The sequence below is a fragment of the Aggregatibacter sp. genome, from assembly GCF_057314075.1.
On record NZ_DBHLAR010000008.1, the window covers coordinates 127,152 to 139,408 of the forward strand.

15 protein-coding genes are annotated in these 12,257 nt (G+C 43.5%); 9 read left to right on the forward strand and 6 right to left on the reverse strand.

Annotated elements, in window-relative coordinates; translation table 11 throughout:
* Positions 1–53 precede the first annotated feature (53 nt).
* The 3 genes from rpmG to radC all read right to left on the reverse strand — a co-directional run bounded on the left by rpmG (position 54) and on the right by radC (position 1,341).
* Positions 54–224 (reverse strand): 50S ribosomal protein L33, encoded by a 171-nt coding sequence (gene rpmG / locus ACO5E4_RS06110; protein ID WP_005613503.1) that lies wholly within the window; start codon positions 222–224, stop codon positions 54–56.
* Between the two features lie 11 nt (positions 225–235).
* Positions 236–472, reverse strand: a complete 237-nt coding sequence (gene rpmB / locus ACO5E4_RS06115; RefSeq protein ID WP_005542826.1) for a 50S ribosomal protein L28 — start codon at positions 470–472, stop codon at positions 236–238.
* Between the two features lie 209 nt (positions 473–681).
* Positions 682–1,341 carry a RadC family protein gene (gene radC, locus ACO5E4_RS06120; protein ID WP_314954006.1) on the reverse strand — a complete coding sequence of 220 codons (660 nt, stop codon included), beginning with the start codon at positions 1,339–1,341 and terminating at the stop codon, positions 682–684.
* Positions 1,342–1,517: 176 nt separating this feature from the next.
* Between radC and coaBC the strand changes: the two genes are divergently transcribed.
* The 5 genes from coaBC (at position 1,518) to crp (ending at position 4,768) form a co-directional block, all read left to right on the forward strand.
* Entirely contained in the window at positions 1,518–2,717 is a 1,200-nt protein-coding gene (gene coaBC, locus ACO5E4_RS06125) for a bifunctional phosphopantothenoylcysteine decarboxylase/phosphopantothenate--cysteine ligase CoaBC (protein ID WP_485862421.1), read from the forward strand.
* Between the two features lie 68 nt (positions 2,718–2,785).
* Positions 2,786–3,241 carry a dUTP diphosphatase gene (gene dut, locus ACO5E4_RS06130; RefSeq protein WP_109432627.1) on the forward strand — a complete coding sequence of 152 codons (456 nt, stop codon included), beginning with the start codon at positions 2,786–2,788 and terminating at the stop codon, positions 3,239–3,241.
* A complete protein-coding gene (gene slmA / locus ACO5E4_RS06135) occupies positions 3,241–3,840 on the forward strand; it encodes a nucleoid occlusion factor SlmA (protein ID WP_485862422.1) in 600 nt (199 codons plus the stop codon). Before dut ends, slmA begins: the two co-directional genes overlap by 1 nt.
* Before the next feature lie 23 nt (positions 3,841–3,863).
* Complete coding sequence (locus ACO5E4_RS06140) at positions 3,864–4,082, forward strand: YheU family protein (protein ID WP_485862423.1); 219 nt, start codon at positions 3,864–3,866, stop codon at positions 4,080–4,082.
* 38 nt (positions 4,083–4,120) lie between these two features.
* Positions 4,121–4,768: a cAMP-activated global transcriptional regulator CRP gene (gene crp / locus ACO5E4_RS06145; RefSeq protein ID WP_454905128.1), complete on the forward strand. Its 648-nt coding sequence runs from the start codon at positions 4,121–4,123 to the stop codon at positions 4,766–4,768.
* 119 nt (positions 4,769–4,887) lie between these two features.
* Here the strand turns inward: crp and gorA are convergent, their stop codons facing one another.
* The 3 genes from gorA to ACO5E4_RS06160 form a co-directional block, all read right to left on the reverse strand.
* Positions 4,888–6,258 (reverse strand): glutathione-disulfide reductase, encoded by a 1,371-nt coding sequence (gene gorA / locus ACO5E4_RS06150; RefSeq protein WP_485862424.1) that lies wholly within the window; start codon positions 6,256–6,258, stop codon positions 4,888–4,890.
* A gap of 109 nt (positions 6,259–6,367) precedes the next feature.
* Complete coding sequence (locus ACO5E4_RS06155; RefSeq protein WP_485862425.1) at positions 6,368–7,213, reverse strand: 23S rRNA (adenine(2030)-N(6))-methyltransferase RlmJ; 846 nt, start codon at positions 7,211–7,213, stop codon at positions 6,368–6,370.
* A gap of 92 nt (positions 7,214–7,305) precedes the next feature.
* Positions 7,306–9,873, reverse strand: coding sequence for a penicillin-binding protein 1A (locus ACO5E4_RS06160; RefSeq protein ID WP_485862426.1), 2,568 nt, complete (start codon positions 9,871–9,873; stop codon positions 7,306–7,308).
* 110 nt (positions 9,874–9,983) lie between these two features.
* Between ACO5E4_RS06160 and ACO5E4_RS06165 the strand changes: the two genes are divergently transcribed.
* The 4 genes from ACO5E4_RS06165 to ACO5E4_RS06180 are packed head-to-tail and all read left to right on the forward strand — an operon-like array spanning position 9,984 to position 12,241.
* Positions 9,984–10,805, forward strand: a complete 822-nt coding sequence (locus tag ACO5E4_RS06165) for a competence protein ComA (RefSeq protein ID WP_485862427.1) — start codon at positions 9,984–9,986, stop codon at positions 10,803–10,805.
* Positions 10,802–11,320 carry a PilN domain-containing protein gene (locus ACO5E4_RS06170; RefSeq protein ID WP_485862428.1) on the forward strand — a complete coding sequence of 173 codons (519 nt, stop codon included), beginning with the start codon at positions 10,802–10,804 and terminating at the stop codon, positions 11,318–11,320. The genes ACO5E4_RS06165 and ACO5E4_RS06170 overlap by 4 nt, the downstream gene beginning before the upstream one ends.
* On the forward strand, positions 11,317–11,844 hold the full coding sequence (locus ACO5E4_RS06175) for a competence protein (RefSeq protein ID WP_485862429.1): 528 nt from the start codon (positions 11,317–11,319) through the stop codon (positions 11,842–11,844). Before ACO5E4_RS06170 ends, ACO5E4_RS06175 begins: the two co-directional genes overlap by 4 nt.
* A gap of 10 nt (positions 11,845–11,854) precedes the next feature.
* Positions 11,855–12,241 (forward strand): pilus assembly protein PilP, encoded by a 387-nt coding sequence (locus ACO5E4_RS06180; RefSeq protein ID WP_485862430.1) that lies wholly within the window; start codon positions 11,855–11,857, stop codon positions 12,239–12,241.
* Positions 12,242–12,257: the final 16 nt, after the last annotated feature.

A 12,257-nucleotide genomic window follows, 5' to 3' on the forward strand; every position in this document is an offset into this window, starting at 1 on the left:
CACTGGATATAAAAAAAACCCGAACAATGTCGGGTTTTTCAATTCGCGCAAAATTATTTGATTTTTGCTTCTTTATAAATAACGTGTTTACGCACAACTGGATCAAATTTTTTGATTTCCATTTTTTCAGGCATATTACGTTTGTTTTTGTCAGTTGTGTAGAAATGACCGGTTTCTGCGGTAGAAACTAAACGGATTTTCTCACGAGCACCTTTTGCTGCCATTTGTTAGCTCCTTAGATTTTCTCGCCACGAGCACGGATTTCAGCTAAAACTGCATCAATGCCTTTTTTATCAATAATACGCATACCTTTTGCAGTTAAGCGTAATGTTACGAAACGGTTTTCACTTTCAACCCAGAAACGGTGTGTGTGAAGGTTAGGAAGAAAACGACGACGAGTCGCGTTCATTGCGTGAGAGCGGTTGTTACCCACTGCCGGACGCTTGCCTGTTACTTGACAGACTCTAGACATATTAATCTCCAATAATGAAATTTAAGCTCGAGCTTACGGTTCGGAATATTTCAAAAATAACTTTTTGAATGACCTCGTCAGGTCGTATAACCCGACCCGCATACTATATTAAAGGTCGTGCATTATACTCACTTTATCTTGCATTCTCAAGCCTAAATCCTGAATTTGCTGACATTAAAACGAAAATTTATCTCAAAGTGCGGTGCGTTTTAGAGAAGATTTTGTTCCGCAAAGGAAAAATAATCGCCTTTGCCAATCACAAAATGATCCAGCACACGGATTTCCATCAACTCTGCTGCCTGCTTGATCGCCTGTGTAATTTGTCGGTCGGAAAAACTGGGTTCTGCCACACCGGAAGGATGATTATGTGCCAAAATAATCGCCGCCGCATTGCACGCCAAGGCTTCCTTGATGACTTCGCGCGGATACACCATCGCCTTATTAATTGTGCCGAGAAACAAGCGCTCCTGCTTAATCAGCCGATGTTGATTATCTAAGAAAAGCACTAAAAAAATTTCTCGTTCCGTATTTTCCAACTCCGTCTGTAGATACATTTTTACGGCATCTGATGAACTGAAACAATAGCCTTCTTTAAGTTCCGCCAATAAATAACGACGTGTCATTTCCGTGCAAGCTTGCAACTGAATAAACTGCGTAATGCCAATGCCTTTCATCGCACAAAACTGCTTTTGATCGGCACTAATGAGCCCTCGCAACGAGCCAAAATGTTGCAACACATTTTTCGATAATTCCATCACTGGGCAACCTTTAATACCCGTACGCAAGAAAATGGCCAAAAGTTCAGCATCCGTCAGTGTAGCGACACCATATTTTAAGAGTTTTTCCCTTGGCATTAAGGCTTCATCCATTTTTTCAACCTCGCAAAAAATAACAGAGGCGCTATTCATTCACAGCTCATCGTAAAATCCAAAAAGTACATTTAAAAGATGGGATTGGGATCGCAAAATAAGATTTTTGATTAAATCATAATTCAAGTAGAATAAGCGGATTCGTCTCCGAGTCGGTCAATTCATGGGATTCAAGCATGATTAATCTAGAAAATAAACGCATTGTTGTAGGCATTACCGGCGGCATTGCCGCGTATAAAACCATCGAATTAATTCGTTTATTACGCAAAGCCAATGCGCAGGTTCGCGTGGTGCTCACGCCTGCCGCCGCAGAATTTGTGACACCACTCACCTTGCAAGCGATTTCCGGCAATGCCGTGGCACAATCGTTATTGGATCCGCAAGCAGAACTGGCAATGGGACATATTGAATTGGCGAAATGGGCGGATGCCGTATTAATCGCCCCTGCCAGTGCCGATTTTATTGCGCGCTTAACTGTTGGTATGGCGAACGATTTACTTTCCACGATTTGCCTTGCCACCAGTGCACCGATTTTTCTTGCGCCGGCGATGAATCAGCAAATGTATCGCCAAGCAATAACACAGCAAAATCTGACCGCACTTTTAAGCCGTGGCATACAACTTATCGGCCCGAACAGTGGCGAACAGGCATGTGGCGATGTGGGTGCCGGGCGAATGTCCGAACCTTCTGAAATTTTCACCGCACTTTGCCATCATTTTTCCGTGCAGCAAGATTTAGTTGGCATCCACGTTGCTATTACGGCCGGCCCAACGCGCGAAGCCATTGACCCGGTGCGTTACCTTTCCAATCACAGTTCCGGCAAAATGGGCTTTGCCATTGCAGAGGCTTTTGCCAAACGTGGCGCAAAGGTGACGTTAATTGCCGGTCCGGTGAATCTCACCGCCTCTTCCAATATTCATCGTATTAATGTCACTTCCGCGCAAGAAATGTGGCAAGCTGCCTTAGAAAGTGCGGTCAAAAATCACATTTTTATCGGTTGTGCCGCGGTGGCGGATTACCGTATTGCGGATATCGCTGATCAAAAAATCAAAAAATCGGCTGAAGAAATGACGTTAAAGCTCGTTAAAAATCCGGACATCATCGCTGATGTGGCGCATCTTACGGAAAAGCGCCCGTTTACTGTGGGGTTTGCGGCGGAAACGCAGAATGTGGCCGATTACGCAAAAGATAAATTGACGCGCAAAAATTTGGATATGATTTGTGCCAATGATGTTTCCGGTGGGCAAGTGTTCGGACAAGATCACAATACGCTACACCTCTTTTGGAAGCATGGCGAAAAAGCCTTGCCGCAGGCGGATAAAAATACATTGGCAGAAGCATTAGTTAGTGAAATTATGGTGCGCTACCGTCAATAAAAAACACAGCAAAAACCAACCGCACTTTATCAAAAACACAAAAGATTTCGTTAAAGGAAAAGATCACAATGAAAAAAATTGACGTTAAAATTTTAGATAGCCGTCTTGGCAACGAATTTCCCCTGCCAACGTATGCCACCGAAGGCTCCGCAGGATTGGATTTACGTGCGCTCCTAGACAATGGCATTGAAATTCAACCGGGTGAAACCAAATTAATTCCAACCGGACTTTCTATTTATATTGCCGATCCGAATTTAGCCGCCGTCATTTTACCGCGCTCCGGTTTAGGCCATAAACACGGCATTGTGTTGGGCAATTTAGTCGGTTTAATCGATTCTGATTATCAAGGGCCGCTCATGGTTTCCGTGTGGAACCGTGGCAATGAGCCGTTCAAAATTGAAGTAGGCGATCGCATCGCGCAATTAGTCTTCGTGCCCGTTGTGCAAGCGGAATTTAATATCGTCAACGAATTTAATGCCACAGAACGCGGCGAAGGCGGTTTCGGCCATTCAGGTAAACACTAATGGAACAAACCAATAAACGTAGCATTAAAGAACGCCGCCAACAAGTGTTGACGGTACTCACGCATATGTTGCATTCCGAACGTGGCATGGAGCGTATGACAACGGCGCGTTTAGCCGCGGAAGTGGGTGTGTCAGAAGCGGCGTTGTACCGTTATTACCCGAGCAAAACCAAGATTTTTGAAGCCTTAATTGAGAATATCGAAAGCACATTGCTGAATCGCATTTCACAATCGATCAAAAATGAAACCAACACCATGCAACGGGTAAAAGACATTCTGCAGATGATCTTGGATTTTGCCCGTAAAAATCCCGGTTTAACTCGGGTGTTAACGGGTCATGCGTTGATGTTTGAAGATGCCAAACTACAAGCCCGCGTTGCCACCTTTTTTGACAGGCTGGAATTACAGTTTGTGAATATTCTGCAAATGCGAAAATTGCGCGAAGGGCACGGATTTAACATGGACGAACGCATTATCGCTGCACACCTCGTCACCCTCTGTGAAGGACAGTTTATGCGCTATGTGCGTTCCAACTTCCGACACACACCCAATCAAGGGTTTAACCAGCAATGGCAGCTCATTGAAAGCTTATTTGCATAATTTATTTATTTAGGTAATATGTCGTGATTATTCCTTGGCAAGAACTGGCGGAAGATACTTTAATTAATATCGTGGAAAGCGTCATTTTACGTGAGGGAACCGATTATGGTTCACATGAACAGACTTTCAAACAGAAAAAGAAAGCGCTACTAAACAAAATCCGCCAAGGAAGTGCGGTGATCGTTTGGTCTGAATTACATGAATCTATCGATATAAAAGATAAAACGGAATTTTTTAGATAAACTTTTTAGTTTTTCATTGTTAGTTGGAGGTTTTCGTCGTGCAGGAACAAAGCGCACAAATTACAACACCATCAACGGATCCAACCCTTGATTGGTTTTTATCTCATTGCCATATTCATAAATATCCTTCTAAAAGCACATTAATCAATGCAGGTGAAAAGGCTGAAACCTTATACTATTTAATTCAAGGTTCCGTTTCCGTTTTAGTGAAAGATGAAGATGGCAAAGAAATGATCCTGACTTATCTAAGCCAAGGCGATTTCTTCGGAGAAGCCGGTTTATTTGAAGAAGAGCAACGTCGTTCCGCCTGGATCAAAGCCAAAGCGGCTTGTGAAGTTGCCGAAATCTCCTACCGTAAATTCCGCCAATTAATTCAAGTTAACCCTGAAATTCTGATGCTCCTTACCGCACAGTTGGCACGTCGTTTACAAAACACCTCACGCCAAGTCAGTAACTTGGCTTTCTTGGATGTTACCGGACGCATTGCTCAAACCTTGTTAAATCTAGCCAAAATGCCGGAAGCCATGACCCATCCTGACGGGATGCAAATTAAAATTACGCGCCAGGAAATCGGTCAAATGGTAGGCTGTTCACGAGAAACCGTTGGACGCATTTTAAAAATGCTAGAAGATCAACATCTCATTTCAGCCCATGGCAAGACCATCGTTGTTTATGGGACCCGTTAAAAACACAATAAAATAAGACCGCACTTTAGTTAAAGTGCCAAAGTTTGCATCTAACATACTGAATAAAGAACACAAAAAAGGTCTGAAAACTCAGACCTTTTTTATTTAATAAGCGTTAATTAACGCATTGTGACAAACTCTTCCGAGCCTGTTGGGTGAATAGCCACTGTATTGTCAAAATCCGCTTTTGTCGCGCCCATTTTAATAGCAACAGCAAAACCTTGGATCATTTCGTCCACGCCAAAACCGATACCATGTAAGCCCACGATTTTTTCCTCTTTACCAACGCACACCAATTTCATGCGGCAAGCTTGTCGGTGTTGGGTGACAGCCGTGTACATGGAAGTAAAAGAAGATTTATACACTTTCACATTGTCCGCACCATATTGTTCAATGGCTTGTGGTTCGGTTAATCCGACAGTACCAATTGGCGGATGACTGAACACCACGGACGGCACTAAATTGTAGTCTAAATGTTCGTTCGGTTTATGGTTAAACAGGCGTTCGGATAAACGACGTCCTGCTGCGACTGCCACCGGCGTGAGTTCAATGCCGCCTTCAATAATATCACCTACCGCATAAATGCCCGGCACATTGGTGTTTTGGTATTTATCTACCTTGATGAAACCACGCGCATTCGCTTCTACGCCGGCGGCGTGTAAATTAATTTTATCGGTTGTCGGCTCACGTCCAATCGCCCAAATCAGGCAATCGATGGTTTGCTCACGACCGTCTTCAAGGTGAAGCGTTACTGAACCGTCTGCATTTTTCACCACCTCTTTTGGAATGGCATGGGTGTGTAACGTAATGCCGTCTTGTTGCATAGATTCCACTAAGGTTTCCACCATCATTGGATCAAAATTACGCAACGGCGCGTGTTTACGCACAAATAAATGGGTTTCCACACCAAGGCTGTTCAAGACGCCTGCCAACTCCACAGCAATATAACCGGCACCAACAACGGCGACACGTTTAGGCAGCTCGGTTAACGCAAAAACACCATCAGAATCAATACCGTATTCCGCGCCTTTTATTGCAGGAATACTTGGACGTCCGCCGGTAGCAATCAAGATATGATCTGCTGTCACTTGTTCGGTGGAACCATCGGCGAAAGTCACTTCAAGGGTATTTTTATTGACAAATTTGGCAAAACCGCGAATCACCTCCACGTTATTTTTTGCCAATACGTTATCGTATGAGGTATGAATGCGGGAAATATAGGCTTGACGGCTTTCCACCAACTTAGCGAAATCAAATTTTTTGACGTCCACATCAAAACCGTAATCCGGCGCATAATGATGGATGGCTTCCGCAATTTGTGCGCCGTAGAACATCACTTTTTTCGGCACGCAACCCACGTTAACACAGGTTCCACCTAAATGTTTTGCTTCAATAATGGCACATTTTTTGCCATAACTTGCTGCACGGTTAATGGAAGCAATTCCACCGCTGCCGCCACCGATGGCAATGTAATCATAATGTCTGGTCATACTCTTTTCCTTATTAATAAATTGGGCGCTATTCTGCCCAAAGGATGTTCACAAATCAAACAAATAGGATAAATCGGTCTAATCGGTATTATCTTATGCTGGCGTCATCTTATTCAGGTGTAATCCAGTTTACCGACCAACTGCCGGTGCCTTCCGGCACAAGTGCGGTGGTTAAATATGGCAAAATGGATTTCATCTGTTGTTCCAACATCCAAGGTGGATTCACCACAATCATACCGCTGGCTGTCATGCCACGTTGATCAGAATCCGGACGCACCGCCAATTCAATTTGCAAAATTTTACGAATCCCCGTGGCTTCTAAGCCTTTTACAATACGTTTGGTTTGCTGACGTAACACCACCGGATACCAAATCGCATACACACCGGTCGCAAAACGTTTATAACCTTCTTCAATGGCTTTCACCACCAAATCATAGTCTTCTTTCAGTTCATAAGGTGGGTCAATTAGCACCAAGCCACGACGCTCTTTGGGCGGCAATGTGGCTTTGACTTGCTGAAAGCCATCGCCGATTTTCACCGTCACATTTTCAAATTCTTTGAAATTATTGCGTAACAAAGGAAACTCGCTTGGGTGCAATTCCATCAGTAGCGCACGATCCTGTGGGCGTAATAAATTCGCTGCCAACAAAGGGGAACCGGCGTAATAGCGCAATTCCTTGCCGCCATAGTTGAGTTTTTTAATCAGTGCCACATACTGGGCCACTTCCGGCGGTAAATCCTCTCGCTCCCACAAACGCCCAATACCGTCCACATATTCAGCCGTTTTCTCCGCTTCTGCACTAAATAAACGATAACGCCCTGCGCCTGCATGGGTATCTAAATAATAAAAACCTTTTTCTTTTTGCTGTAGGCTTTCGATAATCAGCATTAACACGATATGTTTCAACACATCCGCATGGTTGCCCGCATGAAAACTATGACGATAACTGAGCATAATTCCTACTTATAAAACGTTAAATAAAATGACCGCACTTTTCCCAAAAAAGAAAGCCCGACAGCTGCCGGGCTTCAAAAACAAGTCTCGGTCTAGAATAATTCTTCCCGTTGTCCACCCGATGCACCGCCGCCTTCCTGAAGATCGCTAGGCACATAATAACCACGTTCTTCCACATAAGCTCGGGTCGGCTCGGTGCCTTTAATAAAGTATTCGACACGTCCACCACCAGATAATAATCCGGAACGCGGATCAATGTTTTTCTCGACAATATTCGCTGGGGTTGGCAAGGTACGTTCAGGCACCTCTTTCAAAATGGCCTTCATGTAACTAATCCATGCCGGCATCGCACTTTTCGCACCGGCCTCTCCGCGACCTAAATCGAATTTATTGTCATCAAAACCAATATACACAGCCGTCGTTAAGTTTGCACCAAATCCAGCATACCACGCCACTTTGGAGTTATTGGTCGTCCCAGTTTTGCCACCAATATCCTTACGCTTGATCTCATTTGCCATGCGCCAACTGGTGCCTTTCCAATCCAATCCTTGTTCACCATAAATCGCCGTATTTAATGCGCTACGAATTAAGAACGCCAATTCACCACTAATGACACGTGGTGCATACTCGACTTGCGAGCTGTTGGTTTTTGCTTGCGCCATGAAATTTAAATTTTCTTCTTTCACAGAATCAATGCGTGGCTGCAATTCCGGAATATCCGGCACAGTTTCACCTTGATCCACTTCTTCACCGTTCGTGGAATCATCGCTGCGTTTCAAATCGTCAGCCATGGTCAAATCGGTATTTTTGAAACCATCTAATTTTTCCGTTTCGCCGTAAATGACGGGAATACTGTCGCAAGTTGGGCAGGCGACTTTAGGGTTGGCCACAAAAATTTCCTTGCCGGTATTATCTAAGATTTTATTGATAATATAAGGATCAACCAAATAACCACCGTTATCGAATACTGCGTAACCACGCGCCATTTCAAGCGGCGTAAAGGAAGCTGCACCTAATGCAAGTGCTTCACTGGCAAAATACTGATCTCGTTTAAAGCCAAAACGTTGCAAGAAATCCGCAACAAACTCGACACCGGCCATTTGCATGGAGCGAATGGCAATCATGTTTTTAGATTGGCCTAGTCCCACACGTAAACGTAAAGGACCATCATAACGATCCGGTGAGTTTTTTGGACGCCATTCCTTTTGACCAGGCTTTTTCAACACAAGCGGCGTATCTTGTAACACACTAGATAAGGTCAACCCTTTTTCCAATGCTGCCGCATAAATGAATGGTTTAATTGAAGAACCCACCTGCACTAATGATTGTGTTGCACGGTTAAACTTACTTTGTTCAAAACTGAAACCACCCACAATCGCTTCAATGGCGCCATTGTCACTATTTAAAGAAACCAACGCCGAATTGGCACGTGGAATTTGTCCCAAGACCCATTCGCCTTTGTCGTTTTTACGCAGCCAAATTTGCTCACCTGTTTTCACCGGAGCAGACTGCCCCGTCCAGCGCATTGCACTGCTTGGCAACGTTATTTTCTCACCGGATGCCAATAAAAGCTCTGCACCGGCTTTAGACACATTCATGACGGCAGCCGGAATAAAAGGCTCAGAATTTGGTAACTTTCTCAGAAAACCAATAATAGTGTCATTATCCCAAGAGGCTTCGCCTTTTTTCCATAAGGGTTCACCACCACGATAACCATGACGCATATCGTAAGCGATTAAATTATCGCGCACCGCTTTTTGTGCCGTTTCTTGATCTTTGGAAAGCACCGTGGTGTACACTTTATATCCTTTGGTATATGCGTCTTCTTCACCGAAACGTTTTACCATTTCCTGACGCACCATTTCTGTGACGTAATCAGCACGAAAATCCAATTGCGCACCGTGATAGCTGGCGACAATCGGTTCTTTCAACGCAGCATCATACTCTTCTTGAGAAATATATTTTTGATCCAACATACGCCCCAATACTACATTACGGCGCTCTAACGCACGTTTCGGGGAAAAAAGCGGATTCATCGTGGAAGGTGCTTTCGGCAAACCTGCAATCACCGCCATTTCGGACAAAGTCAGTTGATTTAATTCTTTACCAAAATAGGTTTTTGCCGCGGCTGCCACACCATAAGAGCGGTATCCCAAATAAATTTTATTTAGGTAAAGCTCAAGAATTTCATTTTTATCCAGCGCATTTTCGATCTCTATAGCTAAAATCGCCTCTTTGGCTTTACGAATCAAACTTTTTTCCGGCGTTAAGAAGAAGTTACGCGCCAACTGTTGCGTGATGGTACTTGCCCCTTGGGAAGCGCCACCTTTACTGATCGCCACCATCACGGCACGGCCGATCCCGATCGGGTCTAGCCCATGGTGTTCATAAAAACGGCTGTCTTCCGTCGCCAATACCGCATCAATTAATTTTTGCGGCACATCATTTAATTTCACCGGAATACGGCGCTGTTCACCTACTTCACCAATCAACTTACCGTCAGAAGTATAAATTTGCATGGGTTGTTGCAGCTCAACGGTTTTTAGCGTTTCCACGTCCGGCAAATCGGATTTTAGCTGCACATAGACAACGCCCACGGCGATACAGCCCAAAATGAACAGCGTTAATAAGGAACTTAATATTAATTTTGCGATCCGCATCGAAAAATTCTCACTTAGTTAAATGCAATAAAAGGAATTAAAAATATAGTGGCTAAGTATAAAGACTACGCAACAAAAACGACAGTAAATATTGCAAACAAGGATACTTCATGTTCATCAGACATCACCCCGCCATTCAAGTTGGCCTTTGCTATCACCCACAACATATTGATGTTCTTTGGTTCGATTCACAAAACCAAGCCCAGTTCTTACAATGTAGCGAACTGGATTTACTGACGCTCTCTTCCACGTTAAATCAGAAATTAAATCAATCACCGAGAAGAGCAAACTATAAATACATCACCGCTATTATGCCGCAGCATATTTGGCAAAAAAGCCTTATTCTGCCGCAAAACCTGAATACCCAAGAATGCGAACAGCAGTGTCATTTTACCCTTACACACGAATTGCCAATTCCGCTTGAGGAAGTTTGGTATGACTATACGGCGATGCCGCTAAAACAAGGATTTCGTTTAGATATTTTCGCCATTAGACAACAAATTGCGAAAAACTATTTAAATCAATTTATTCCCTTGCAAATTGATGTGTTAGATAGCGTTGCCAAAGCTGTTTTACGCGCCAGCGAATATATTTTAGAGCAACCATTACCGATCGACGCCTTAGTGTTATACCAAGACGAAAGCGGCGCATTAGCGATTCACCAAAAACGACAACAGACCCAAACACTGTTTCAAACGGACGGAAATTTGACCGCACTTTTTGAGCAATATTGCCAGCGTTATGATGAAAAACCGGAAAAAGTGTTCTATTACAGCACTGAATCTACACCACACATTGCATCAGACTGGGTGGAAATAAACACCTCCCTTCCTTTTATCGCCCTTGGTAATGCCTTGTGGCAACAAGAAACGTTACAAAAATCCACCGCACTTTTTGGTGTTAAAGCGCCATCTTTAGAGAAAATGACATGAAAAAAGACATGAATTTGTTGCCCTGGCGCATTAAACAGCTTCGACAGAAAAATCGGCGTTTGTTGGTTACCCTATTTATAGGGGCAACGTTATGTACGATCAGCACATTATTGCTCACCCATTTTGCGGAAGGCTATTCCGACAATGCGGGCAAAGCACAGTTGCAATACACCACTCACCAACAAGAATTACAGGCAACACAGCAACAGATTGAACAATTTCGCCACAGTCATGCACAATTGGAAACCCTTCAAGAAATTCCAAAAGAAACACTTTTTTCTTTGTTAAATCAATTAGCTGAGTTTCCACTTACACAAGGTGAATTAACGGAATTACACCTCAATACCGAACATCTTATGCTCAAGGGATATGCTGAAAACCAAGAAGAGTTTTCTCGCCTCAATGGATATCTCTCCGCACAACCGTTATTTCGCGAAGTTACTCTGGTGGAATTTAAACCACAAGCACAAGAACTGCGTTTCCAATTTGATGTAAAGATAAAAACAACACCATGAATTTCAGACAAAAACTTACCGAGACATTGGCCCATTGGCATCGTTTACATCCCTGGAAACAACACTCCACGTTACTTTTCCTCGGCGTATTTACCCTCTCTTTCCCCTTGCAACATTATTGGCAACAACGTGTTCACATGACACATATGGAGCAACAATTACAAACGCAACGGGAAAACTTAGCACATCAACAAAAACTGTTAGCCGCGCTAAAAGAGAAAGCGGCAACACAATTACTCACACCGGCGTTGGCTGCCAAACTGCCGCCGATAAATCAACAAATCCAACAATTTGCTCAACATTTGCAAATCGTACAAAGCCAGTGGGATTTTCATCAAAAGCCCTTACTCAGGCTACAACTTCAAGGCCATTTCAAAGATTTACATTCATTTTTAACCGCACTTTTAAACGCGAACACAGAATTGGAACTCGTGGAATGGCAAGTGTTGCAAAGCGATGAGACCAATGAAATCTCATCCATTCAAACAGCACTTTTATTTCAATTAAATAGCAAAGGAAACTAAGGAAAAACGAATGCGAGAACCACTTTTATACTTAATATTGGGCATTTTGCTCAGCTTACCCGCTGCAGCGAATGATCCATTTGATAAAACACAACGCCATCGTACCAAACCAGAACATGTCCCAAAACAAGGTCAAGCGCTTGAGCATTCATGCCCAACAGGGCTTTTCCCAAACACGCCTTTTGCTCAAATTCAGATTGTCGGCATTATTCATCAACAAAAAGATTGGCAACTTATTTTACAGGTCGACCAGCAAGTTCATTTGGCGAACGTCGGTGATGTCATCGCCGCAGAGGCAATCAAAATAGACCATATCACCAAACAGCAAATTACGTTTCTACGCAGAGAAAACAATCAACATTGTGAACAGACGCTCCCGTTCAATGTTCAGTTTTAAATCATTTTAAGGAAAT

Coding starts and splice junctions, on each gene's coding strand:
- dut (WP_109432627.1), top strand. CDS start 2,786: ATGAAAAAAATTGACGTTAAAATTTTAGATAGCCGTCTTGGCAACGAA.
- ACO5E4_RS06180 (WP_485862430.1), top strand. CDS start 11,855: ATGCGAGAACCACTTTTATACTTAATATTGGGCATTTTGCTCAGCTTA.
- coaBC (WP_485862421.1), top strand. CDS start 1,518: ATGATTAATCTAGAAAATAAACGCATTGTTGTAGGCATTACCGGCGGC.
- ACO5E4_RS06170 (WP_485862428.1), top strand. CDS start 10,802: ATGAAAAAAGACATGAATTTGTTGCCCTGGCGCATTAAACAGCTTCGA.
- radC (WP_314954006.1), bottom strand. CDS start 1,341: ATGGATGAAGCCTTAATGCCAAGGGAAAAACTCTTAAAATATGGTGTC.
- gorA (WP_485862424.1), bottom strand. CDS start 6,258: ATGACCAGACATTATGATTACATTGCCATCGGTGGCGGCAGCGGTGGA.
- rpmB (WP_005542826.1), bottom strand. CDS start 472: ATGTCTAGAGTCTGTCAAGTAACAGGCAAGCGTCCGGCAGTGGGTAAC.
- ACO5E4_RS06155 (WP_485862425.1), bottom strand. CDS start 7,213: ATGCTCAGTTATCGTCATAGTTTTCATGCGGGCAACCATGCGGATGTG.
- ACO5E4_RS06175 (WP_485862429.1), top strand. CDS start 11,317: ATGAATTTCAGACAAAAACTTACCGAGACATTGGCCCATTGGCATCGT.
- ACO5E4_RS06165 (WP_485862427.1), top strand. CDS start 9,984: ATGTTCATCAGACATCACCCCGCCATTCAAGTTGGCCTTTGCTATCAC.
- slmA (WP_485862422.1), top strand. CDS start 3,241: ATGGAACAAACCAATAAACGTAGCATTAAAGAACGCCGCCAACAAGTG.
- rpmG (WP_005613503.1), bottom strand. CDS start 224: ATGGCAGCAAAAGGTGCTCGTGAGAAAATCCGTTTAGTTTCTACCGCA.
- ACO5E4_RS06160 (WP_485862426.1), bottom strand. CDS start 9,873: ATGCGGATCGCAAAATTAATATTAAGTTCCTTATTAACGCTGTTCATT.